We start from the raw sequence: 25066 nt of genomic DNA on the forward strand, positions 1-25066 counted from the left end.
GTTAACTATGGTCGACAGACACAACATGATGCTGGAAGAGTGGAATATCCTGTGGAGTATTTATTTGCATAACACGATCCAGTGTCTGAGGTGACATTGCATGGTCCATTTGTGGATGATACCTTTGACACGACATTCGTGCATGAACAGTCACCACCGGTGACACAGACAGAACTCGTATGTATAGCAGGTCCGGCTGGACCAGTGGCGCCGGTCTGGCCGGTCGCTCCTGTTGGTCCGGCAGGTCCAGTCGGACCAGTATCTCCTTTTCTGGCCAGCATAGCCCAGTATACGGACGTTGTGGCTGGTGTATTTCCCCTGTTGTCTCCCTTCAGGCTGAACCAGCTTGAACCGTCATAGAATACAACATCTCGGATTGCATATTTTTCACTGGGACTCCAGTTGCCTTTGTAAGCCATCGAAGACGAAGAAATGACAAAAAGAGCATCCGCTGCAACTGCAGAAAAAGCATTGAGGATTATTGATAAAGAAACAAGGACGGATAAACAGAAATAGGAAAGCATTGTTTTGAGGTTCATCAAAATCTCCAAGAGTATAAGCTGGTTGAAAGATGTAGAATTAACTACAACTAAATATAGCCAATATGATTGCATATTGTCAACAAAATACGGGCTTCGGTAGTTCCGTCGCGTGCAGAGTTCGGACAAAAAAACGGACCGCCCTGTGAGGGCGGTCCGTTAGTATTCAGGATTCGGGACAGGCGGGCAGCCTACCCGCATGCTCCCCTTGAGGCGTTACACGAGCGGCGTGTTCTCCACGAGGTCCCAGACGCCGCAGGGGCAGGCGTTGGCGCAGAAGCCGCAGCCGATGCACTTGGCCGGGTCGGAAACCATCTCGAACTCCTTGCCGTCCAGCGCCTTGCGCGAGATCGCGCCCGTGGGGCAGATCGTCTCGCACAGTCCGCAGTCGCGGCACGCGCCGCAGGACGAGCACTGGCTGGCGCAGGAGTCGAGGTCGTTGAACTCCATGATGCGCGGGTCGAAGTATTCGAGCTTGGCCCGCTTGTAGTCGATCATCTTGCGGGTGTCTTCGCAGGGGCGCTTGCCCGAGAAGATGTCCTCGATGGCCTTGGCCGCGTCGCGGCCCATGCCGATGGCCTGGGTGAGAAGGCCCGGCTTCACGATATCGCCGATGGCGAACACCTTGGGGTTCGTGGTCTGGTAGATCTCGCTCACCTTCACGTGGCCGCGCTCCGTGGCGATGGTGTCGTCCAGGAACTCCAGGTCCGGCACGTCGCCGACGGACAGGATGACCGTGTCCGCGGGAAGCGTTTCGCCGGATTGCAGCGTCACGCCCTCGGCGGTGATCTCCTTGGTGAAGCAGGGCCACTTGAAGACCGCGCCCGCGGCTTCGGCGTCCTTGCGCTCCTTGCCGAACGAGGCCGGGGTCTGGATGTCGATGAGCGTGACGGATTCGGCTCCCAGGCGCGCCGCCTCGGTGGCGACGTCGCAGCCGACGTTGCCCGCGCCGATGATCACGACGCGCTTGCCGACCTTGGCTTCGTTTTTCTTGGCCGCCTTGAGGAAGGTCAGCGCCGGGGTGGCCAGCTCCTTGCCCGGCACAGGCAGCATGCGCGGCTTGTTCGCGCCAACGGCCAGGACCGTGAAGTCGTGGTCCGTGACGATCTGGGCGAACTCGTCCTTGCCGAGCGCCTTTTGCAGCCGGATATGGGGCAGGACCTCCTGGGCGCGCTTGATCTCCGCGTCCAGCACGTCCTTGGGAATACGCGAGGAGGGGATGGCCGCGGTGATCTTGCCGCCGAGCTTTTCCTCGAGGTCGTAGATGATGGCTTCGTGGCCGGCCAGGCGCAGCTGCCAGGCCACGGACATGCCGGCCGGGCCGCCGCCGATGACGGCGACGCGCTTGCCCGAAAGGGGCGGCAGCTTGGGCATGTGGCCGGCCTTGACGTTGGCCTTGCCGAGCATGGCCGTGTCGAGGGGCGTCAGGTTGGACACGGCGCGGGTGCAGCCCTGCATGCACAGGTTGGGGCAGAGGTAGCCGCAGACCGTGGCCGGGAAGGGCGTGTAGGCCAGCGCCAGATCCATGGCTTCGTCCATGAGCCCGTCACGCACGAGCTGCCAGCGCTGCTGCACCGGGATGCCCGTGGGACAGCTGGCCTGGCAGGGGGAGAGGTATTTCTTGTTTTCCCAGACGGGCACGAAACGGCGCAGGTCGCCGTTGACGATGACCCCGATGGGCGAGCGGTCACTGTCGTCGAGGTCGCCGATCAGTCCGCCCCGGCCCAGTTCCGCGTCCCAGACGTTGGTGCGGAACTCCACCATGGAGCGGCGTTTCTTGCCGGTCTTCTCAAAGGGCGTGCGCGCGGCGATGCACTGCCATTCGTCTCGCTTTGTCAGCGTTTCGTAAAGCTCCGGCCGGCCGATGTCCTCGAGAAAGACGCGCAGGCCCTTGGTCAGCCAGGCGAAGGCCGCGTCGTCGATGGGCACGAGCTTGGCGTCGGCCATGGAGAAGCCCTTGTAGGGGCCGCGGAAGTAGATCTGCCCGCCGACCATGCCGACGCAGGGGCGGTAGCCGAGCACGTTGTCCGGGTTTTGCGCCTCGAAGCCGCAGACCACGGCCGTGCCGCCAGCCATGAACTCGGCGAAGTAGTCGCCCACGGAGCCGAGCACCCACATTTCCGGGGCGTCGTACTTCGGGTTGCGCTTGGTCATGGTCATGCCGCGCGCGCCGAGGTTGCCGGCGACCATGACCTTGCCCTGGGCCATGCCGTTGGCCGCGCCGTTGCCGGCGTTGCCGCGCACCACGATCTCGGCCCCGGCGTTGAGCCAGCCGATGTCGTCCGAGGTCGGGGCTTCGATGATGATCCTGGTGCCGGGAAAGCCCATGGAGCCGGTGCGCTGGCCCGGGGCGCCGGTGATGCGCACGGTGACGGGGTCTTTGGGAGAGATGAAGAGCCGGCCGCCGATGCCGTGCTGGCCGCAGGCCTCGACGGTGAGTTCCCGGGCGCCCTGGGTCACAGCCCGCTGGATGCGTTCCTCCAGGATGCGGGACTGGACCCGTTGGCCGTTTTCCATGCCGTGTATGGTGACGCTTTGCTGTGCCATGTGCGTTTGCTGCCTTGCTGCTGCTTGGGTTCGAGGTCGCCTGGCCTTTTTAGACCACGTACTTGATCTTGAGGCGCTGGGCCGCGTGGTAGTCGCTGATGCCCAGGGCGTCCGACATGCCGATAGGCAGCGACGTGGAACGTCCGAGCGGGGCGACGATCTTGCGCAGCTCGGTATCGAAGGAAAGGAACACGTCCACCAGGCGCTCGGCCACCTTTTCCGGATCCAGCCGGCGGTACAGGCGCGGGTCCTGGGAGGTGATGCCCTTGGGGCACACGCCGATGTTGCACACGTTGCAGCGGTCGTGTTCCGAGCCCAGGCAACCGGCGGCGGCCTGCATCATGTATTTGCCGGACTGTACGGCGCTGGCCCCGAGCATGATCAGCGCGGCGGCGTTGGCGGCCAGGTTCCCGTTCTTGCCGATGCCGCCGCCGGCGATGAGCGGAATCTCGTTCTGCTTGCCGGCGATGCACAGGTTCTCGTAGCAGTCGCGCAGGTTGCTGGCGATGGGGTGGCCCATGTGGTTCATGGACACGTTGTAGGCCGCGCCCGTGCCGCCGTCCTCGCCGTCGATGGCGAGCCCGGCCGCGTAGGGGTTGCGCACGAGATTGTTGAGCACCGCCGTGGACGAGGTGGTGCCGGAGATCTTCGGGTAGACCGGGACGCGGAATCCCCAGGCCATGGACATGGACTGGATCATCTTGGCCACGGATTCCTCGATGGAATACTGGGTCTGGTGGGTGGGCGGGCTCGGCAGGGACACGCCCTGGGGCACGCCGCGGATGGCGGCGATGAGCTTGTTGACCTTGTACCACATGAGCAGGCCGCCGTCGCCGGGCTTGGCCCCCTGGCCGTACTTGATCTCGATGGCGCAGGGGTCTTCCTTCATGTCCGGCAGGGCCTTGATGATCTCGTCCCAGCCGAAGTAGCCCGAGGCGATCTGCAGGACCATGTACTTGAGGAAGCGCGAGCGCAGCAGGCGCGGCGGGCAGCCGCCCTCGCCCGTGCACATGCGCACCGGCATGCCGAGCTCCTCGTTTAAGTACGTCACGCCCATGACGAGGCCCTCCCACATGTTGGGGGAGAGCGCGCCGAAGGACATGGAGCCGATCATGAGCGGGTAGATTTCGCGCACGGCCGGCACCCAGGCGTTCTCCTCCAGGGCGACGAGGCCTTCCTCGGGCGGCTGGATGCGGCCGAGCAGGGTGCGCAGCTCGAACTCGTGGCGGCCGGCGTCGAGCGCCGGGTCCGTGAGCATGGAGATACGGATGAATTTGATCTGGTCGAGCAGGCTGCCCGTGTCGTTGCGCCGGCCGCCGCGAGTGCGGGCCGAGCCGCCGCGGTTGTTGTGGAACTTGAGCGTGGTGGCTTCGGGGAGCAGCTTGGGGGCGATGGCGTTGTTGGGGCAGACCATGTTGCACATGCCGCAGCCGATGCAGCGGTAGGCCGGATCGGTGCGCTGGCGGATGCCGTAATAGATCGAATAGCTGTTGGTCGGCTTTTTTTGCAGGGCGACCGTCGCCTCGACCGTGCGCTTGCGGAAGACCCCGAGCTCGATGGCATTGACCGGGCACACGGACGTGCAGCGCCCGCACAGGGTGCAGGTGTCCTTGTTCCACTCGATCTGCCAGGGGAGATCGACGACGCTTAGTGTGGACGGGGTAATGACTGCAGTTGATTGCATAAGGTGACCTCTTGGCATTCGGGGCGCACGATGACGGTGTCCAGGTGCATGGGCTGCACGTCGCTATGGGGGTCGCGGTCGGGAATGGCCGCGTCCAGGCCGCAGATTTCCGAGGAGAAGGCGAAGATGCCGTCCTTGCCTCCGACCACGCCCGGCCGCAGCTTCTTGCGGTCATGGACCATGAACATGTTCCCGTCGGGCAGGCAGCCGATGACGCAGTTGGGGCCGTCGATGATCAGCTTGCGGCAGGTCTGCTTGATGCGGGCGAGCAGGGCCCGGTCGGGATGGCCTTCCATCTCGGCGTCGGACAGCGGCGTGATGACGTGCTTGTAGTATTCGATGCCAAGTCCCAGGCGGTTGCGCGTGAAGTGCATGATATGGGCGAAGACCTCGGAATCGGACTGGTAGCCCATGTAGCCGCGGAAGCCGCGCGAGAGCAGGTATTCCTTGATGGGAATGAACGCCGTGTTCTCGCCGTTGGTCATGGTGCACACGCCCTGGAGGAAAAACGGGTGGCAGGCGTAGAGATTGATGGCGTAGTTGGTGTTCTGGCGGCCCTGGGCCAGGATGCGCCGGGCGTAGAGCTCGGACCGGTCGAGGCCGAGGTATTCGGCCACGGTCAGGGGATCGCCGACTTCCTTGACCATGATGGTGTCGGGCCAGAAGGAGAAGACCCGGATGTCGTCACGCTCTTCGCCGAGCAGGCGCAGCGTGACGCGGATGTTCATGTAGGTCAGTTCGCGTTCGGCCTTGGAAGCGGCCTTGAGGTCCGCGGGGACCTCGTAGGCACGGGCCATATAGGTGCCGCGTACGGGCGTCCCCACCGGGGTCGGCGTTTGGGGGTCGAGCACCAGGGTGGCCTTGGTCACGAAGCCCCGTTCGTCCATGAAGGCGTCCAGGCGCTTGAGGCCTTCGTCGGTGAAAATCCCGGAAAGGATGGGCGCGTCCTTCATGTCGCCGAAGGGGCCGCCCAGGTCATGCAGGAACAGGCCGACGCCGGAGCCGTCGTGCCCTTCCTTCATGACGTTGAGCGCCTCGATGGCGCGCATGGGGGACACGGGGTCCCGGCTGCTGAGGGCGAATAAGCGGCACATGGTCTACTCCGAATAACGGTATCTATTTGAGGGGGGTTTTTTCATAGTGACAAAATGGGGCAGCGTAAAGCAAAAAATAAAAAAAGGGGGTTCCTTGCGGAAATTGTAAATTATTCCCGCAAGGAAGACGGAGAAGCAACGTCTGTTCGCACAGGATGTTTCGCCGGATTTGGCAAGTTGCGCCTTCCGGGAAACGTCTTATGTCCGGTGTTTTGCATGCCTTATCGAATATTGTTCTGCGCTCGCGCACGCCACGGCCCCTGTCACATGCGGTGAACCCCGCGTTGCCGCAGGCGACCGTATGCCGCCACGGCGTCGGGAAGATTTTTCCCGAATTGGAAAAATAAGGCCGCCGCGTCGGGCGTCAATGCCCGGGCGGCCGCGGGCGCGGTGTTACGGGGCGGGGGCGGCCAGGATATCCGCGGCGGGAAACGGCTGCGGCAGCAGGCCGAAGCGGGCGCAGACGTCGATGACCCCTTGCAGGGCCTGCGGCGCAAGGGTTTCGGGAAAGCGCGGCAGGGCGATTTTCGCGGCAAGCTCCGGGGAGAGCTTTGTGCGCGCGGCCAGGACGTCCCGGGCTTTTTGCGGGTTGGCGGCGATGAACGCCGCCGCCTTGGCCACGGCACGGGCAAAGGCCGCCGCCTCCCTGGGATGGGCCGCGATCCAGCCCTTTTTCGCGAACCAGCCGCCGATCAGGTACGGGCTGCCGAAGGCGGCGTGGGGCGAGGGGTCGAGCACCCGCGCCGCGCCGCGCGAGACGGCGTCCGTGACGAAGGGCTCGAGGGAAAGCGCCGCGTCGGCCGCACCCTTGGCCAGGGCCGCGGCCATGTCCGGGAAGGGCACCTCGACCAGCCGGATGGTGTCCGGAGCAAGCCCGGCTTGCGCGGCCAGGGCGCGCATGGCCGCCTCGTTGATGTTGCCGAGGGTGTTGATGGCCACGGTCTTGCCGGCGAGGTCCTTGACCGCTTTGACCGGCGAGGCGGCGGGCACGAGCAGGGCGTGGACGTCGTTGGTTCCGGCCACGCCTTCCGCTCCGGGAGCCAGGAAGGCGAAATCGAAGCCGCGCGCATGGGCCAGGATGATGGACACGGCGTTGGACCAGCCGACGGCCAGTTCGCCGCCTTCCACGGCCGGGGCGATGACCGCGCCGCCCTTCATGGGCATGCCGGTGGCGGCCAGCCCTTCTGCCGCGAAATAGCCTTCGGCCTCGGCCACGAAGTATTGCAGGCAGTCACCCACAGGGATGTAGCCGACCTTGAGCGGCGCCGGCGCTTGCGCATGGGCCGTGGCGGTGCAAAGGACGAGGCACAGGACGTAAGCGGCGAGGCGGGACATGGGCTCTCCTTGGTTTTTCGGCGCGCGGACGGGACAGCATTCCTTATGCATCAATTGTCGCATTATGCCAATGGTGTGGCGGGAAGCGTGAGGCCTGTCGCGACGCCGTGCAGCGAGAGGACAGTTGACGGTGCCACGGCAGGTCGGCTACTGGTGCGTCATAGATGTATACGTTGTAGTCTCGGGAAGGAAAGCATGCGTTCGGGGATGTTTTTCAGATAGAAGAATAGTAATTTCTGGAGGAAGCGATGTTCGCAAGGGTATTGACGGCAAGTTGCCTTCTCTGGATGGCTATTTTGGCCGGTACGGCGTGGGCTGGCTCCAGTGAATTGCAATATAGCATGAAAAGATTCTATTATGGCGATGCGAAAAGAACGGTAGACTACGATTTTTCGAGTGGAACACAGAATCCTATCGGAGGCGTCGACAACGTAGACCAGATCGCCGTTCCGGAGAGCGCCATTATATACCCTGAAGGGCAGACGCCGTCGGAGACGGACAAGATCAATTTCGTCTTCAACGTCAATCACACGCATTTTACACTCAGCACCAGCGCCGCGTCCCTCGTGCTGTCCGGCACCTTCGACACCCCTGCCGGCTGCTACAGCTATGGCTGCTCCGCTGCCGGCGGCATGGAGTACACCAATGGCATCTTCAACATGGCCACGGCCCAGCCGCTGGCGGAAACGGCATTTTTTCATTCCGTGCGCCTGGCCGAATTCAAGGCCTTTTCCTCGGAAAAATACAACGCCTTCACCTACGGTTTCCAGGGCAACAACCTTACCGACGCTGAAACCTGCCCCCAGGCCCGCATCACGGCCAAATGGATCAAGGGGTTCTATTGCGGCCGGCTCTTCACGGGGCAGCTGGTGCTCGAAACCGCGATCTACAACAATTATTCCCTGTTGCGTCAGTTCACCGTGGCCAACGGCGGGGGATATGCCATCGAGGGGCTGACGGACCCGACCACGGCCGTGGTGGACCTGGCCATCGAGGCTACGGACGGCGGCGCGACCGTCAATTTCTACTACCGCGTCGGCGGCGGAGCCACGGCCATGGACAAGGCCAGCGGCGACTGGGTTCTCTACGATTCCTACGCGAACACGGGCACGGCCTTTTACGGCTATCCCGTGAACAAGGGGCTCATGTCCTTGACCGCAAGCGACCTGGCGTATCCTCCCGATGTGCCGACCGATATCAGCATCAACTCGGGCAAGGGCGTCTCCGTGTCCGCCTCGTCTTCGGTCAGCGCCAGCGCCGACGACCTGAAAGGGGACTATCGGGTGGTCAATTTCGAACCCGTGTCCGGCGAGAAGCGCATCGCCTATTCCTGCACGCCCGGCAGCCTCACCGCCATCCGTTCCTCGTTTTCCGGGCTCGCCGTCGCCCCTTCCGGGTTGACCGTGGTCAAGCTCAAGAGCAACGGGGTTTCGACGCCATTCAAGACCTACCGGACGTCGTTCGACGCGGCCACTTCCGGCGATTGGGCCATCGCCGACGCCTCCACCGGAAACTTCATCGCTTCGGGCCAGACGCTCACCGCCGGCAAGGAATACTATCTGTACCTGTTTATAGCCGACAACGACGCGGTCTATGACCTGAACCAGGCCTCCGGGCTGATCGAGGACCCGGCCGTGCTCGGGACCGGTTCCCCCTCGTTCCTGGGGCGCGGCGCGCCGGTCATGCTGCTGCTCGATAACAGGCAGTAGACGCCGGCGGGGGAGAGGGGCTCAGTGCGGGGCGTCGCCGGGCCCCGCCCAGCGCGTCAGGCGGGCAAGCGCTCCCTGCGCGGCCGCGTTGACGCCAAGGCCCGCCAGGCCCAGGGCGGCCACGCCGGCGTACATCTCCGGGATGGCGAAGGTGCGCTGCATGCGCAGGATGTAGTGCCCGATGCCGTTCGTCGCGCCGATCATCTCCGAGAGCACGGCCACGATGAGGCCCATGGGCACGGCCGTGCGCAGCCCGGCCGCGACGCTGGGGCCGGCCGCCGGCAGGATGACGCCCCACAGCGCGTCCAGGCGCGGGACGCCGTAGGCCGCGGCCGTCATGCGAAACCCGGGCGCGACCGCCCTGGCTCCGTCCGCCGCACCGACCAGGATGGGAAACAGGCAGGCGAAGAAGACCACGAACATCTTCATGCCGTCGCCGATGCCGAGAAAGAGTATGGCCGCAGGGATGACGGCCGGCGGCGGCACCGGGCGCAAAAGCTCCACAAGCGGGGACAGCAAGCCTCGGAAGCGCCGGGAAACGCCCATGGCCAGCCCCAGCGGCACGGCGCACAGCGCGGCGAGCGCCAGCCCGGTCAGGGCGCGGCCCAGGGTCAGCCCGACCTGGGCCGGCAGCAGCCCCGAAAGCGAAAGCCGGGCGAAGGTCGCGGCAATGGTCGTGACCGGCGGGAAATAGAGCGCCGAGACGACCCCAAGCCGCGAGACCGCCTCCCAGACCACGGCCAATCCCAGAAAGACCGCTATGCCGGAGAACCAGCCGCGCATGGCGCGTGTCCTTGTCATTCGTATCCGCATACCGACTCGAATCGTTACGGGAGTCCAGAGGGCGACAGCCCTTTGGCCGCCGGAGGCGTTTTTTTACCCATCAATCCATCCTCCCTGTCACCGCCTCCCGCCGCGCGGCATCCAGCGCAGCGCCCGGTCGCGCAGGGCCGCGAAGGAGGCGTTGAGGCCGAAGCCGAGCAGGCCCACGGCCACGATGCCGGCGTACATGCCTTCCGGCCGGCGGGCCAGTGACGATTCCAGGATGAACGAGCCCAGGCCGTTTGGCGCGGCGGCCATCTCCGTGGTCACGGTCACGGCCACGGCCACGGCCAGCGCCACGCGCAGCCCGGAAAGCACCTGGGGCGTTGCGGCGGGCAGGCGCACGTGGAAGAGAATTTCGCGGGAGGTAAGCCCGTACACCCGGGCCGTGTCGCAAAGCCCCTGTCCGGCTGCCCCGGCCCCGGCCAATGCCGCGACGTATGCCGGCCAGGCGCAGGCGAAGCCGGCCACGGCCACGCACAAGCCGAACCCCAGGCCCAAAAACAGGATGCCGATGGGAATGAGCGCCACCGACGGCATGGGGCGCAGAAATTCCACTGTGACCCGGCAGGCCCGGCCGAACCCGGGAAACGCGCCGCAGGCGAACCCCAGGGCCGCGCCCGCCGCGCCGCCCGCGACGAACCCGGCGAGCACCCGGCCCAGGGTCGCGCCGCCCTGCCGCCACAATTCGCCCGAAACGGCCAGCCGCCACAATTCCTCCAGCACGGCCGAGGCCGGCGGCAGCAGATCCGCGCGCACCACGCCGTAGCGCGCGGTCGCCTCCCAGGCGAGGAGCAGGAGGGCGAGAAGAAGATAGCCTGAGAGGGAGGATGTCTCCGGCGGCCAGGAGAGGTGCTGCCGCTCCTGGACCTCTCCGCCGGGGGGCCAAAAGGGGCGTTGCCCCTTCTGGACTTCCCCACCGGGGGGGATCATCCCCCCCGGCCCCCCTGGATGGGGTGGGGAGGGGCGGGGGGAGAGGGGCGATATAGGCATGGCGCTAGCGGTGCAGCAGGGCGTGGATGGCTTTGCGGGCGTCGAGGAAACGACGGTCCTCGCGTGTGGCGATCTGGTCGCGGGGCCGGGGCAGGTCCACGGGGAGCAGGGCGGCGACCGTGGCCGGGGCCGGGGTGAGCACGACCACGGCGTCGGAAAGGTAGACGGCCTCGTCGATGTCGTGGGTGACGAAGAGCACGGTCTTGCCCTGCGCCGCGGCCACGCCGGCGAGCAGGTCCTCCAGGTCCTCACGGGTCTGCGCGTCCACCGAGGCGAAGGGTTCGTCGAGCAGCAGGACGTCCGCGCCGTAGGCCAGCCCCCGGGCCAGGGCGGCGCGCTGCTGCATGCCGCCGGAAAGCTGCCAGGGGTAGCGCTCGGCAAATGCGGCAAGTCCCACGTCGGCCAGGGCTTTTTGAGCCGCGTCCTCCTTGTCCTTTCTCGAGCCGGGCTTGCGCCGCAGCACGAAGCGGATGTTGCCGGCCACGGTCATCCAGGGGAAAAGCGATGCGGCCGCGTTCTGGAAGATGAGCGCCATTTCCGGCGGCGGGCCCGTGACTTCCCGCTCGGCCAGGAGCACGCGGCCGGAGGTGGGGGCGAGCAGGCCGCAGACGCATTGCAGCAGCGTGGACTTGCCGCAGCCCGACGGTCCGAGCAGCGACACGAAGGCGCCGCGCGGCACGGTAAAGCTCACCTCGGCCAGGGCGCAGGCCGGGGCGTGGCCGTTATGGGCGTAGGACTTGGCCAGATGCTCTATGCGCAACACGGACGTTTCCTAGGGGCTTGCGGTTGCATTGCGATCCTCTAGCACACTTTCCTGCCCGGAAAAATACCGCCCTCACGATGGCCGCTCCGTCCGGAATCCCCCTTTGGGGGTGGTCCAGGAGGGGCCCTCGGCCCCTCCTGGCCGCCGGAGGCATTTCTTCATCCTTCCTTCCCCTCTTCCTAGCTCCACTCCACAGGCAATCGCACGGTTTTGCCGGCCTTGTTGCTAAACAGCAGGTAGCCGTTGTCGCGGCCGAAGAGGTAGAGGTCGCGGGTGACGGCCACGTCCTGGCGGCAGTAGGCGATGATTTCGTCCATCTTGCCTTCCTTCCACCAGGCCAGGGCGTCGAGGCCCGTGGCGGACTTTGGCGTGCCGAGCGTGGCCTTGGCCAGTCCGTCCAGGGACAGGCGGTAGCCCAGGCGGGCGTGGACCTTTTCGAGGATGTCCAGGGTGGGCAGGCTGCGGTGGTCAAACGGTGACGCGCCGGCGAGCACCTTGTAGTCGAAGCGGTTGATGTTGAACCCGACCACGAGGTTCAGGCGGGTGAGCGCCTCGTAGAGCGCGGGCAGCTCCTCCTGGCGGTAGACGACGAAATCGTCCAGGCCCGAGTCGTAGAGCACGGCTACGGACACGCCCATCTTGTGGGCGTTGCCCCAGCCGCCGACGTCGGCCGCGGCGCGGCGCGTCTCCACGTCCAGCACGCCGAAGCGCGCGGGAGGCGCGGGCCTGGCCGCCGGCGCGGAGGTTTCGCCTGCGCCCGGGGCGTCGGCCGGCTGCGCGGGCGCGGCGCACTGCGGGCGGCAATCGGCCTGTTCGGGGAATTTGCCGGACACGAGGACCTCCAGGAGGAAGCGGCAGGCGACCTTGTCGATGGGCCGGTTGCCGGAGCCGCATTTGGGGGAATGGACGCAGGAGGGGCAGCCGGTTTCGCAGGGGCAGCCGGCCACGGCGGCGAGGGTGCGCTGGAGCGCCTCCTCCGCCTTGGCGAAGGCCATGCGCGAAAGCCCGACGCCGCCTGGCGCGCCGTCGTAGATAAAGACGCAGGCCCGGCCCACCTGCGGGTGGAGCGGCGTGGAAATGCCGCCCAGGTCGTTGCGATCCGTCAGCACGAGCAGGGGCAGGATGCCGATCATGGCGTGTTCCATGGCGTGGATCGCGCCCATGAAGTGGAAAAGCCGCCGGTCGAGCTCGTTTTGGACCTCCTGGGGGATGACCCACCACAGGCCTTCGGTTTCGAACACCATGGGCGGCAGTTCCAGCGGCACGATGGAGAGCAGCTGGCCGCCCCGGTTGGCCCGGCGCTCGTAGCCGGTGACCGTTTCCGTGACCTTGAGCCGGCCGAGGAAGACCGGCACGCCGGCGACGGACGATTCGCCGAGGACTTCCAGGATCTCGGTGGTCTTCTGGCCGCGCGCGCGGGTGTGGTAGTCGGCCCTGGCCGGGGCCACGCGCACGCGCCGCTCGGGAATATCCAGGCTTTCGACCAGGTAGGAGACGCCGCGGTGGATGTAGACCGCGCCGGGATGCGTTTCGCGGTAGGCGCGCATTTCGTCGATCTGGCCGATGATGCCGCCCGTTGCGGTCTCGATGGAGAACTGGCCGCCCGAGCCGCGCAGGTTGACGTCGCGGTGGGGGCGCTTGCGCGCCGCGAAGAGGCGCTGGCCGTCCTTGTCGCGAAGGAGCAGCCCCCTGGCTTCGAGCTTTTCGATCTCCCGGCGCAGGGCCGGCGCGGCAAAAGCGGGTTCTCCCGCGCCAAGGGGCAGTTCGGCTGCGGCGCATTCCAGGTGGCGGGCGGCGATGACCGGGTTTTCGGGGTTGATCACGGCCGATTCCGGCGGCCGGTCGAAGAAGTCGGCGGGATGGCGCATGAAATACTGGTCCAGGGCGTCCTCGCCGGCCACGAGCACCACGGCCGATTCGCGCATGGCCCGGCCCACGCGGCCGCCGCGCTGCCAGGCGGACATGACCGAGCCGGGGTAGCCGCACAGGATGCAGAGGTCGAGGCCGCCGATGTCGATGCCGAGTTCGAGCGCCGAGGTGGAGACCACGCCGAGGAGCTTGCCCGAGGTCATGGCCGCCTCGATGGCCCGGCGCTCCTCGGGCAAAAAGCCGGAGCGGTAGGCGGAGACGCGGGAGGCGTACGGCCCGGCGCGCTCGGCGATCCAGAGGCTTATAAGCTCCGTCATCTTGCGCGACTGGGTGTAGACGATGGTGCGCAGCCCCCTTTTCAGTGCGGCGGCGAGCAGCATGACCGCGGTGGTCGCGGCGGACTGCTCGGGGTTGAGAAAGAGGAAATGGCGCGGCGCGGTCGGCGCGCCCGAGGCCGTGACCGTGGTCACGGGAACCCCGGCCAGGCACTCGGCCAGCTCCCCGGGGTTGCCGATGGTGGCCGAGCAGAAGATGAACGACGGCCGCGCGCCGTAGCGGGCGCACACGCGCGAAAGCCGCCGGAAGACATGGGCCATGTGCGAGCCCATCACCCCGCGGTAGGTGTGCATCTCGTCCACCACGACGTGGGAGAGGCCGGCGAACAGCGTGCTCCAGGAGGCGTGGCCCGGCAGCAGGGCAAGGTGGAGCATCTCGGGGTTGGTGATGAGGATGTGCGGCGGGTTTTCGCGGATCTTGCGCCGGAAATGCGCGCTCGTGTCGCCGTCGTAGATGGCGGCGCGCGGCCGGCCCGAGGCTGGCAGGCCGGCGGTCAGCTCCTCGATGGCCTTGAGCTGGTCCTGGGCCAGGGCCTTGAGGGGATACAGGAAAATGGCCCGGGAATCGGGGTTTCGCGCGATCTCCTCGAGCACCGGCAGCAGGTAGGTCATGGTTTTGCCGCTGGCCGTGGGCGTGGCCACGGCGACGTGGCGGCCGGCCCGGGCCAGGTCCGTGGCCGCGGCCTGATGGGCGTAGAGCCTGTCGATGCCGCGCGCGGCGAGCAGTTCGGCCACGTGGCGCGGAAAGGGCCTGGCCGGGTCGGCGAAGACGGCCGGCGCGGCCGGGATCACGCGGTGGTGCACGACCTGCGGCCCCAGGCGCGCCGAAGCGACGAGCGCGGCGACGTAATCGGCCACGTCGCCAGGGGAGGCGGCGGTCGGGGATGTTTGCCGGAGGTCGTCCGGGGTATTGGCGTCAGGGGGCGGCATGATCATTTGGCGTTTAGCGGACGAAATGGTCATGGAGCAAAACCGGGTTTTTCGCAAGACGGCGAGTGAACGCATTGTCGGGACGTCAGCTTTACTGTACTGTTAGGGGGAGGATACAGGGCGAAATGTCGACGTAATGGACTGGCTGCCCCGAACGGTGGTAATTTGGAAAAACGATTCTTCCTGCGATTGCGGCGAATTGTCGGCTTGGAAAGTCTTCGCGGGCAATTGCGTTTCTATGCACTGCTGCTCGTTGTGTTGCCTATTTTGTTGGCAACGCTCTGCTTTTCCCTGTTTCAAAGAAATAACATCGTAGACAGGGAGATTGGTTCCCTTGCATATGTCCTCAGGCAAGAATGTAACGTCGTACGCACATGGATCGACGAGCGCTTCGACGATGCGAGATATCTTGCCAGCATTGCCGCAGCAACACGCAACGATGTCGCCACAATGACAACATATCTGAAAGAGTATGTCAGGACCCATGGCAATGTGAAGCATATTTTTTATATAGGAACAGATGGCGTCATAATCGCATCAAATATCGAAAGCAGAGGGGTTTCTCTTGGCGACAGGGCCTATTTCCGCAAGGGCCTGGAAGGACAAGACGCCCTGGAACTGATTCCGGACGGGCGTTTGACAGGAAATCCCGCCTGCGTCTTCAGTGTTCCCGTTGCATCGCAGGGGGGAGGTCCCGGCGGCGTGCTCGCCATTTCCGTGCATTTGCAAACCCTGGACCGGTGGTTGCGGGAAAATGTCGCCCACTCCGACAGCCCGGTGATCCTGTGCGACACGCAGGGATTCATTCTGGCGCCTTCGTCGGCGGTCGCGGCCGGGGGCGGTCCCGGAAAGGCGCGTGTCGCGCCGGCGCTGCTTGCCACCGGCGCGGCGGGCGGGGCGTACGCGGCCGCCGACGGGCGCGAGATGCTCGGGGCGTCGACGCCCCTGGGCCGCGACGGCTGGCGGCTGGTCAGCGATTTGCCCGTGACGCACGTGCTTGCCGGTTACCGGCGGCAGATGCGCTGGGTGTTTTTCGGGGCGGTGGCCACCCTGCTGGTCGTGCTGCCGCTGGTGTTGCGCCTTTCGCGCAATATCGAGCGCCCGCTGACGGGGTTGGCGGCGTATGCCCGGGAATTGCACGACACGCGCTACGCGGCGGCCTGCCCGGTCGCCCGGTCCGACGGCCTGCCCCGCGAGGTGGCGGAACTGCGCGAGGCGTTTTGCCAGATGGCCGGCGAGATCCGCTCCCATGTCGAGGAGGTCGAGCGGATCAGCGTGGAGGACGCCCTGACCGGGCTGTACAACCGGCGGTTCCTCTTTTCCGGGGGGCGCAAGCTCCTGGAGGCCTCGGTGCGGGCGCAAAGGCCCTGCGCCTGCCTCATGCTCGACGCGGACCATTTCAAGGTCGTCAACGACACCTACGGCCACGCCGCCGGAGACAGGGTGCTCGCGCATCTGGCCCGGATACTGGTCGGCTGCGTGCGCAAGTCCGATCTGGCGGCCCGCTATGGCGGCGAGGAGTTCGCGGTGCTGCTCACGGGCGCCACTGCCGCCCAGGCGGCGGCGCTTGCCGCGCGCTTCCGCACGGTCCTGGCCGGCAATCCCTGCCGCATCGACGGCACGTTCCTTTCGGTCACGGTCAGCATCGGCGTGGCCGAGGCCCGGGAGCGCGTGGAATACGGCGAGAACGCCCTGGAGGACATGCTGGCCCGGGCGGACAAGGCGCTCTACGCCGCCAAGGCCGCCGGCCGCGACCGGGTGGCCGTGGACGGGGCGAGGGCGTAGGCAGGCCGTGGCCGGGAAAAGGCGTGCGCGCGGCCGGAAGCGCCGGGCGCACGCGCGGGTTCATTCCGAGAGCAGCAGGCCGACGGGTGCGACGGCGGGGGCCTGGACGGTCCAGGCGACGGTGGTTGCCGCGCTGGCCGCCTGCCAGACGCCGCCGCTCGTGCCGCCGACGACGGACAGGCTGTGGGAGCCGACGGCAAGGCTGGACAGGGTGATCGGCGTGGCCACGTCCACGGCGGCGGACCAGTCCGTGCCATCCAAGCTGTACTTGTACTGGGTGACGTTGGTCCCTCCGACGGTGATGGACGCGGTGCGGGTCCGCGTGGGGGAGGAGGGCACCCCGGTCAGCGAGGCCGTCGGGGCGGCGCTGGCGAAGCGGCCGATCTGGACACGGTTGTTGCCGGTGTCGGCCACGTAGATGTTGCCGGAAGCGTCCACGGCGATGCCTTGGGGGTTGTTGAACTGACCCGGGTCCGACCCCACGCTGCCCGAAGCGGTCCAGGTCCCGGCGGCGGCGTCGTAGACCTGCACGCGGTTGTTGAGGGTGTCGGCCACGTAGATGTTGCCGGAGTCGTCCACGGCGATGCCGGCGGGCGTGCCGAACTGGCCGACGCTCTTGCCGCTGCTTCCCCATTGGCCCACGAGTTCCAGGGACTGGTCGGCATCATTGTTCTTGTAGGCGTATACGGGGCCGGCGGTGGCGAAGTAGAGAAGGCCCTGCGGCGATACGGTCAGGGCGGACGGCCTGAGCGACAGGGTATAGTTCGTGAGCGTGCCGAGGTCCGGCGTCATGAACTTGATGACGTTGCAGCGCGTGGAACTCAAATTGGTCGTGACGCTGTAAATTTCCGTGCTGCTGACGCTATAGAGGCCATGGATAGTGTCTGTGCCCTCGAACAGTCCGACATCGTCGCCTGCCTCGGTGAAGCTCCCAATCGTGTCGAAGTTTGTCGCGATCAGAAAGAAGCCGTCGCTGGTGTTGGCTGCGTAAAGAGGTCTCCCTTCTAACAGCATGTCGGAGAAGAAGGACCATTGTTTGTTCACAAGGCGCAAGACGCGGAGGTTGTAGGCGTCGGCCACGAGGAAGCCACCCGTAGAGGCGGCGTCGCGGCTTATGCTGGTCGGCGCTTTGAGGTTGCCAAGACTCTCCGGGACATCCGCCACTTCCCAAGTCAGCGTCGCGGCATCCAGGGCGGCCAGGGCGGGGCCGGTCGGAATCAGGAGCAAGGCGTTGAGAGCGGTCATGACGACCAACAAACGCAGTTTGAGCAAACGGCACGCGTACATAAGGCGCCTCGCAATGTTAGTGTGGTTCCAATAAAGGGAGGACACGCGGGAAAAGAGAGCGCAAGCTGATCGTGCTGTGGTTATTGACGTGTTTCGTCACGCTGGGCAGAATAAATTGTGACGTTTTTCCGAGAGGGGATGTTGGAGTGGATAATGTCGCAACGGTTGGCCGTCACGAGGAGGGCGGCGCGGTCGAGGCGGCGTCATGATGCCGCTTCACGCTTGGCAGCGGCCCGCGGCTTGCTTATCCTGGAAATGGCGGGGAAATGGCTGGGCCAACCAGTCTCCGCCCCCGCGGAGCCCAGCGGCCAAGAGGCGTGACCGGCGCGGCCTAGTGGCCGGTCAGCTTGTACTTCTTGAGCTTGTATTGCAGCAGGCTCTTGGAGATGCCGAGCATCTCCGCCGCCTTGACCTGGACGAGGTTGGAGCGGGCCAGCGCGCGGCGAATGAGCGCCGCCTCGATTTTCTCCAGGGTCTCGCCAAGGTTGATGGTCAGCGGCAGCAGGTCCACGGCGGACTTGTACTGGCTTTCCTCGTCGCGGATCTCGCTCGGCAGGTCCTCGACCACGATGACGTCGCTGCCGGCGAGCACCACGCAGCGCTCCACCACGTTTTGCAGCTGGCGCACGTTGCCCGGCCACTCGTAGGCCGTGAGGTACTCCATGGCCTCGGGTGAGAACCCCTTGAAGGTCTTGCCGTTCTCCTTGGCGTAACGCTCCAGGAAGTGGGCGGCGAGGATGGGGATGTCCTCGCGGCGCTCGCGCAGGGGCGGCGTCTGGATGTGGACGACATTGAGGCGGTAATAGAGGTCTTCGCGGAACGTGCCGGCGGCCACGGTCTCGGACAGGTTGCGGTTGGTCGCGGCCAGGATGCGGATGTCCACCTCGATGGGGTCGGAGCCGCCCACGCGCTCGAACTTGCGTTCCTGGATCACGCGCAGGAGCTTCACCTGCAACTCCGGGGAGAGCTCGCCGATCTCGTCGAGGAAGATGGTGCCGCCGTGGGCCATCTCGAACCGGCCGCGCTTGCGGGCCACGGCCCCGGTGAACGAGCCTTTTTCGTGGCCGAAGAGTTCGGATTCGAGCACGCCGGACGCCAGGGCCATGCAGTTGACGGAAATAAACGGCGCGTCCTTGCGCGGCGAGGCGTAGTGGATGGCCTTGGCCACGAGCTCCTTGCCCGTGCCCGATTCGCCGGTGATGAGCACCGTGGATTTCGTGGGCGCGGCCTTGCGCACCATTTCCAGCACGCGCTGCATGGCCTTGCCCCGGCCGATAATGTTCTCCGAGGAGAAGCGGTCCTCGAGGGACTGGCGCAGCAGCATGTTCTCGCGCTGGGCCGCGGCGAAGCGGCTGGCCTTTTCCACGGTGAGCAGCAGTTCGTCGTTGGCGAAGGGCTTGGCGATGTAGTCGAAGGCCCCGATGCGCATGGCCTCGACCGCGCCTTCGATGCTGCCGAAGGCGGTCATGATGATGACCGGGATGTAGGGGAAGTTGCGCTTGACGTGCTCGAGCACCTGCTGCCCCGTGACCTTGGGCATCTTCATGTCCGTGATGACCACGTCCACCTCGGATTCGTCGAGGAAGGCGAGCCCGGTCTCCGGGTCGTCCAGGGCGGTCACGGCATAGCCCGCGTCCCCGAGCATGGCTTCGAGGATGAGCAGGTAGTTCTTTTCGTCGTCGAGAATGAGGATCTGGCTTGGCATGGCGTTATCCGGGAAAAGGATTGGGAAGGGGCCGCCGCGCCCGGCGCGCCGGTCGGCCGTTGTCCCCGGTCATACAGGAGGCTTACGCCGGAGGAAAGCGCATGACCACGCGCGCCCCGCCTTCGGGGGCGTCGGCGAGGGTCAGCGAACCGCCGTGACTTTGCAGGATGTTGCGCACGATGGCGAGCCCCAGGCCCGTGCCGGCGTCCTTGGTGGTGAAGAAGGGGTCGAGCAGGCGGTCCTTGTTTTCCGGGCAAAACCCCGGCCCGGTGTCGGTCACGGTCAGGGTCACGTCGTCGGGCCCGGGCGCGGCCGCGACGGTGATGGCCGCCGGTTTGGACGCGGCCTCGGCCATGGCGTCCAGGGCGTTGGAGACAATGTTGTACACGGCCCGGTAGAGCAGGTCCTTGTCCCCGCGCACGACGAGCCCTGGCGCGTAGTCGCGCGTGACGGCGACGCCCAGGTCCTCGCACTTCTGCTCTAAAAACGTGAGCGCCTGGTCGCAGATCACGGCGAGGTCCACCTCGTCCTGGCGCGGCGTCTTGGGCCGGGCGTAGTCCAGGAAATCGCCCACGGTCTTGGACAGGCGCTTGGATTCGTCGAAGATCGCGCCGAGCAGCTTGGCGTTGACGCCGTCGGCGTCCTTGTTGCGCTTGAGCAGAAGTTCCGCCGTGGAGCGGATGATCCCCAAGGGGTTTCTGATCTCGTGGGCGATGCCCGCCACCATGCGGCCCATGCCCGCGAGCTTTTCCTGCTGCTGGAGCTCGCGTTCGAGCAGTTCGCGCTCGGCGATGCGCTGGGCGTTGATGCGTCCGGCGCGGCTGATGATCACGCGCAGGATGAAAAAGAGCAGAAGCGACGAGGTCAGGGTGGTGGCGATGATGATGCGCTGGAAATCCACGACCTTCTGGTAGTCGTCGGTGATGTCCTGGGTGAACTCCAGCACGCCCATGATGAAGCCCTGGGGATTGCCCGGGACCAGGGAGCGTTCCGTGCGCAGGGGGTAGATGGTGCGCAGGGTCACGGCGTCGGGCTTGGGGTGGAAGTCGAAGATGCCGCCGAACATGCCCGCGCGGCTGACGACCTGGAAGCTCGAGTTGCCCTGTTCGAGGGCCTCGAGGATGGCCGTGCCGGCGTAGCCCGTCTGCCCCACGAGCTCCTTGTCCGTGGAGAACGACACCCGCTTGTCGAAGTCGTAGATGCGCACTTCGCTGACGTGGAAGCTGTGGATGGTCGTGAGCACGGTCTTTTCCAGCCGGTCGTACTGGGCGGGCTGGGACAGCTCCACGCGGCCGAAACCGATGACCGTGGGCAGGGTGAAGCGCTGGTAGATCTGGTGGTTGAGGTTTTCGGCCAGGAGCAGCGCGAATTCCTTCTGCTTGGAGAGCACGTCCTGGCGGGCGTAGTTGGACAGGAAGATGGACAAGAACAGGTTGACGAGCAGGATCAGGGCCAGGGAACTCCACGACAGGAACTTGACCAGCCCGAGGTACTGGTCGCCTTCCGAACGGGCGGTTTTCTTCACGCCGGGTTCCCTGGCCGCAGCATATCGCGGGGCGTTACAGTTTGCCCAGGAAGTCGCCCATGGCCGTGAGCGCCTTTTCCAGGGTGGCGTCGTCCGTGGCGTAGGAAAGGCGCACGCAGCGGTCCTCGCCGAAGGCCACGCCGGGCACCGTGGCCACGCCGGCCTCGCCGAGAAGCGCCTCGGACAGGGCCGTGGAATCGGGCACGGCCGCGGTGTAGTACGCCGACAGGCAGGGGAACAGGTAGAACGCTCCGTCGGGCGTGGGGCACAGGGCCTTTTCCCAGGTCTTGATGATGGAAAGCGCCAGGTCGCGGCGGCGTTTGAAGGCCAGGCGCATCTCCTCCACGCAGTCCATGGGGCCGGTCAGGGCGGCGATGGCCGCCTTCTGGGCGATGGAGCAGATGTTGGAGGTGGACTGGCTTTGCAGGGTGGACATGGCCCGGATCAGGCTCGGGTGGCCCAGGGCGTAGCCCACGCGCCAGCCGGTCATGGCGAAGCTCTTGGACAGGCCGCCGACCACGACGACGTGCTCGGGGTGCAGCGCGAAGCAGCCGGCCATGGAGGCGGGCTTGGCCGGCTCGTAGACCAGCCGGTCGTAGATTTCGTCGGAGACGATGATGATGTCGCGGGCGACCGCCCAGTCCATGATGGCGTCGAGGGCCGCGGCGGTGTAGTGCGCGCCGGTGGGGTTGGAGGGCGAATTGAGGATCAGCGCCCGGGTGGTCGGGGTGGCGGCCCGGTCCAGATCCTCGACGGTGACGAGGAAGCCGTTTTCCGGGGAACTCGGCACGGGTACGGGCGTGGCCCCGGCCAGGCGGACCATGTCCGGGTAGCTCACCCAGTAGGGCGCGGGCACGAGCACTTCCTCGCCGGGGTTGAGCAGGGCCATGAACAGGGTGTAGAGGGCGTGCTTGCCGCCGCTGGTCAGGATGACCGATTCCCTGGGCATGGGCACGCCGTAGGTGTTTTTGTAGTAGGCGGTCACGGCCTCGCGCGCGGTGTGGATGCCCGGCACCGGAGTGTAGCGGGTGAAGTTGTCGTCGATGGCCTTTTTGGCGGCGGCCTTGATGTGGTCGGGAGTGTTGAAATCGGGTTCGCCGGCCGAAAGGTCGAGGATGGCCTTGCCCTGGCGACGCAGGTCGGCGGCTTTGGCGGCCATGCCGAGGGTTGCCGAAGGGGCGACGAGACGCATACGAAGCGCGGTGCGCATGGCCCGGAATCCTTGCTTAGGGGTTTTCGCCTACGGCCGCGGACGCGCGGCCGTCTGTCAATATAGCGTCAATCGCGAAAAAGGTAAATCATGGTTCCCCGCTCGGAAGTTTCCGTGACCCTGCCCCTGCCCGGCCCCCTGGTCCCGGCCCGGTTCGTGCGCCGCCGCGTGCGCTTCCTCATCGACGTGGAAGGCGACACCGGCCCCTTCACCGCCCACGCCAACAACACCGGCTCCATGCTCGGCCTTTTGCGCCCGGGCCGGCGTGTCGGGCTTTCCGTGTCCGACAACCCCAAGCGCAAGCTGGCGCACACCCTGGAGATGGTGCGGCTTCCCGATTTCCGGGGCGATTTCTGGGTCGGTGTCAACACGCTCACCCCCAACCGCCTCTTTCGCAAGGCGTTCCTGGCCGGGGCCTTTCCCGACCTCGCCGGCTACGATGCCGTGCGGCCCGAGCCCGCTTTCGCCCACGGCAGGCTCGATTTCGCGCTTTCCGGCCCGGCCGGACAGTGTTTCGTGGAATGCAAAAACGTCACCATGGTCGAGGACGGCGCGGCCATGTTCCCGGACGCGGCCACGCTGCGCGGCTGCAAGCACCTGGTCGAACTGACGCGCCTGGCCCGGGAGGGAAACGCCCGCGCCGCGCTTTTTTTCTGCGTGCAGCGCCCGGACGGGGACTGCTTCGCCCCGGCCGCGGTCATCGACCCGGACTATGCGGCGCTCTTGCGCCAGGCCGTGGCCGCCGGCGTGCTCGTGCTCGCCTACCGCGCGGCGGTGGACGAGGCGGGGGTGCGTCTCGGCGGACGCCTGCCGCTGGCGCGCGGCTGCCTGTAGCCGCGCGCCGGCGGCGGGAGAGGCGTGGCGTGGCGGGTCAGGCGGAACCGGTCCCCGGCATTTTCCTGGGGCGCACGAACACGACGACCGACCGCTCCTGCACCATGTATTGCGCCGATGTCGCGGCCACGGGCGTGGCGGGAAAATCCCCGGGGCTGGCGCGGCCCGTGTCGAGGACCATCGCCCATTGTGCAGGGTCGCCGACCTGGAGGGTGAAGGCCAGGGGCTTCCAGTAGGCGTTGACCATGACGTAGAAATCGTCGTCGCCGGCGTTTTCCCCCTCAAGGGAGAACGCCAGGGTCCGGCAATAGCCGGCAAGGTCGCACGGCCCGTTGACGCCGAACCACTGGACGCTTTGACGCCAGTAGCCGCTGCGGCACAGGGAGGGATGGGCCTTGCGCAGGGCGATCATTTTCTTGACGAAGGCGAAGACGTCCGCATGGGTTTTTTTGAGGCTCCAGTCGATCCAGGTGTCGGCATTGTCGATATTGTAGGGATTGCGGCGGCCTTTCTGGTCCTGCATGAATTCGTCGCCCATGAGGATCATGGGCGTGCCGTTGGCGAGCAGCAGCAGGGCGAAAAAGTTTTTCGTCTGGCGTTTGCGTAACGCGACCACGTCCGCGGGCGTGCCGCCGACCCCTTCATAGCCGCAGTTCCAGCCGAGTTGGGGATACGAATCGTCGTCGCTGGCGTGGTCGTAGGAGACGAGGTCGCCGATGCGGAAGCCGTCGTGGGAGGCGATGTAGTTTATCGATTGGAAGGGATGCATCGAAACCGGCAGGTTGTCGGGCAACAGGTCGCAGCTGCCGTACAGAGAGTCCATCAACGTGCCGACTTGCCCCGCGTCGCCCTTGACGAACCGGCGCAGGCAATCGCGGAAGCGCCCGTTCCACTGGTGCCAGACGCGGCCGGGGAATTTGGCCATGCCCATTTGCCACTGTTCGGCGATGAGCCTGACCGAGTTGAGCACCGGGTCCGTCGCGATTTCGTCGAACAACGGGGCGTCCTCGTCGTAGTCGTAGCGGCCCTCCTTGTAGTTGAGGGCCAGGACGGAGGCGAGATCGAAGCGGAAACCGTCCACGTGCATTTCCTCGACCCAGTAGCGCATGCTGTCCAGCACGAGACGGCGCACGGCCGCGCCCGGAGCGAGGATCGTGTTGCCGCAGTCCGTCCAGTTGCAATAGGGGTTGGCCGCGTCGTTTTTTGCGATCATGTAGTAGCTGCTGTTGTCGATGCCCTTGAACGAATAGTTCGGACCGTGCTGATCCCCCTCGGTCGTATGATTGTACACGACGTCCAGGATGACTTCCATGCCGGCGGCGTGAAGGGCCTTCACCAACGCCTTGAACGCCGCGATCTGACCGCCGGCCGCCGGGTTCGCGGCATAGAGGTGGTGGGGCGAAAAGAAATTCAGCGTCATGTATCCCCAGCAGCTCCCCTCCTGCGGGTCGCACTGGAAGACGGGCATCAATTCCACTGCGGTCACGCCGAGTTCCTTGAGGTGAGGGATCATCCGGACCAGGCCCTCATAGGTGCCGCGTTCGTCCGGGGGCACTCCCGAATTGGAATTCTTCGTGAAATGCCCAACGTGCAATTCGTATATGACGAGGCTCTGGCCATGGCGCTGGGGCTTGTCGTCGCCCCAGTCGAAAGCGCCGGCATCGCGCTCCAGCCGTCCCAGGGGGGCCTTGCCTTCGTTGGAGCCGGGCATGCAGGCCGCCGCCCGGCTGAAGTCGGGCGGGAAAAAGACGGACCGGGCGTAAGGGTCGAGCAGGACCTTGTCTTTGTCGAAGCTGTGCCAGTCGTAGCCGAAACCGGGGCCTGATTTCGGGCCGTCCACCTTGTAGGCGTAATACAGCGCGCCCCGCATGGCGGAGGCCGGAATGCGCGTATGCCATATCCTCCCTGTCTTATTGAGGTATGGATCGAAATTGTAACTGTAGCAGGGCGCGGAGACGACGGAGTCGTAGCAGGAAAGCGTCACGCTTGTCGCGAATTTGGAATACAGTGCGAAATTCCAGGCTTGTTGCTCCTCGATCCAGGTGGCGCCAAGACGCTCGGACGACCCATACTGTCTTTCCCATTGATTATCGGTCATTG

General features: G+C 65.8%; 16 protein-coding genes. 3 read left to right on the forward strand and 13 right to left on the reverse strand.

What is annotated here, in order from left to right:
- Window positions 1–755: 755 nt before the first annotated feature.
- The 4 genes from Q368_RS0102045 to Q368_RS0102060 form a co-directional block, all read right to left on the reverse strand.
- Entirely contained in the window at window positions 756–3086 is a 2331-nt protein-coding gene (locus Q368_RS0102045; protein WP_029457072.1) for an FAD-dependent oxidoreductase, read from the reverse strand.
- 49 nt (window positions 3087–3135) lie between these two features.
- Window positions 3136–4770 (reverse strand): glutamate synthase-related protein, encoded by a 1635-nt coding sequence (locus Q368_RS0102050; RefSeq protein WP_029457073.1) that lies wholly within the window; start codon window positions 4768–4770, stop codon window positions 3136–3138.
- Window positions 4734–5864 carry a class II glutamine amidotransferase domain-containing protein gene (locus tag Q368_RS0102055; protein ID WP_029457074.1) on the reverse strand — a complete coding sequence of 377 codons (1131 nt, stop codon included), beginning with the start codon at window positions 5862–5864 and terminating at the stop codon, window positions 4734–4736. Before Q368_RS0102055 ends, Q368_RS0102050 begins: the two co-directional genes overlap by 37 nt.
- Window positions 5865–6257: 393 nt before the next feature.
- Window positions 6258–7199, reverse strand: coding sequence for an ABC transporter substrate-binding protein (locus Q368_RS0102060; RefSeq protein ID WP_029457075.1), 942 nt, complete (start codon window positions 7197–7199; stop codon window positions 6258–6260).
- A 341-nt stretch (window positions 7200–7540) separates the two neighbouring features.
- Between Q368_RS0102060 and Q368_RS0102065 the strand changes: the two genes are divergently transcribed.
- On the forward strand, window positions 7541–8908 hold the full coding sequence (locus Q368_RS0102065) for a hypothetical protein (RefSeq protein WP_029457076.1): 1368 nt from the start codon (window positions 7541–7543) through the stop codon (window positions 8906–8908).
- Window positions 8909–8929: 21 nt separating this feature from the next.
- On the opposite strand, the gene Q368_RS0102070 is transcribed toward Q368_RS0102065, so the two are convergent.
- From Q368_RS0102070 to Q368_RS0102085, 4 genes are all read right to left on the reverse strand, one after another.
- Complete coding sequence (locus Q368_RS0102070) at window positions 8930–9691, reverse strand: ABC transporter permease (RefSeq protein ID WP_029457077.1); 762 nt, start codon at window positions 9689–9691, stop codon at window positions 8930–8932.
- A 117-nt stretch (window positions 9692–9808) separates the two neighbouring features.
- Entirely contained in the window at window positions 9809–10663 is an 855-nt protein-coding gene (locus Q368_RS22845; RefSeq protein ID WP_156955617.1) for an ABC transporter permease, read from the reverse strand.
- A 64-nt stretch (window positions 10664–10727) separates the two neighbouring features.
- Window positions 10728–11486: an ABC transporter ATP-binding protein gene (locus Q368_RS0102080; RefSeq protein WP_029457079.1), complete on the reverse strand. Its 759-nt coding sequence runs from the start codon at window positions 11484–11486 to the stop codon at window positions 10728–10730.
- A 179-nt stretch (window positions 11487–11665) separates the two neighbouring features.
- A complete protein-coding gene (locus tag Q368_RS0102085; protein WP_043784869.1) occupies window positions 11666–14620 on the reverse strand; it encodes a DEAD/DEAH box helicase in 2955 nt (984 codons plus the stop codon).
- A gap of 702 nt (window positions 14621–15322) precedes the next feature.
- Between Q368_RS0102085 and Q368_RS0102090 the strand changes: the two genes are divergently transcribed.
- Window positions 15323–16405 (forward strand): GGDEF domain-containing protein, encoded by a 1083-nt coding sequence (locus tag Q368_RS0102090; RefSeq protein WP_245611261.1) that lies wholly within the window; start codon window positions 15323–15325, stop codon window positions 16403–16405.
- A gap of 60 nt (window positions 16406–16465) precedes the next feature.
- Here the strand turns inward: Q368_RS0102090 and Q368_RS26720 are convergent, their stop codons facing one another.
- From Q368_RS26720 to Q368_RS0102110, 4 genes are all read right to left on the reverse strand, one after another.
- Window positions 16466–17692, reverse strand: coding sequence for an NHL repeat-containing protein (locus Q368_RS26720; RefSeq protein WP_052359973.1), 1227 nt, complete (start codon window positions 17690–17692; stop codon window positions 16466–16468).
- Between the two features lie 331 nt (window positions 17693–18023).
- Complete coding sequence (locus tag Q368_RS0102100; protein WP_029457083.1) at window positions 18024–19397, reverse strand: sigma-54-dependent transcriptional regulator; 1374 nt, start codon at window positions 19395–19397, stop codon at window positions 18024–18026.
- An 82-nt stretch (window positions 19398–19479) separates the two neighbouring features.
- On the reverse strand, window positions 19480–20922 hold the full coding sequence (locus Q368_RS0102105) for a sensor histidine kinase (protein WP_029457084.1): 1443 nt from the start codon (window positions 20920–20922) through the stop codon (window positions 19480–19482).
- 34 nt (window positions 20923–20956) lie between these two features.
- Window positions 20957–22132 carry a pyridoxal phosphate-dependent aminotransferase gene (locus tag Q368_RS0102110; RefSeq protein WP_029457085.1) on the reverse strand — a complete coding sequence of 392 codons (1176 nt, stop codon included), beginning with the start codon at window positions 22130–22132 and terminating at the stop codon, window positions 20957–20959.
- A 90-nt stretch (window positions 22133–22222) separates the two neighbouring features.
- Here Q368_RS0102110 and sfsA point away from each other — a divergent pair, with 90 nt between their 5' ends.
- Window positions 22223–22966, forward strand: coding sequence for a DNA/RNA nuclease SfsA (gene sfsA / locus Q368_RS0102115; protein ID WP_029457086.1), 744 nt, complete (start codon window positions 22223–22225; stop codon window positions 22964–22966).
- 37 nt (window positions 22967–23003) lie between these two features.
- On the opposite strand, the gene Q368_RS0102120 is transcribed toward sfsA, so the two are convergent.
- Window positions 23004–25064 (reverse strand): glycogen debranching protein, encoded by a 2061-nt coding sequence (locus tag Q368_RS0102120; protein ID WP_029457087.1) that lies wholly within the window; start codon window positions 25062–25064, stop codon window positions 23004–23006.
- Window positions 25065–25066 lie beyond the last annotated feature (2 nt).

It is taken from the genome of Solidesulfovibrio alcoholivorans DSM 5433, from assembly GCF_000702665.1.
GTDB lineage: Bacteria > Desulfobacterota > Desulfovibrionia > Desulfovibrionales > Desulfovibrionaceae > Solidesulfovibrio > Solidesulfovibrio alcoholivorans.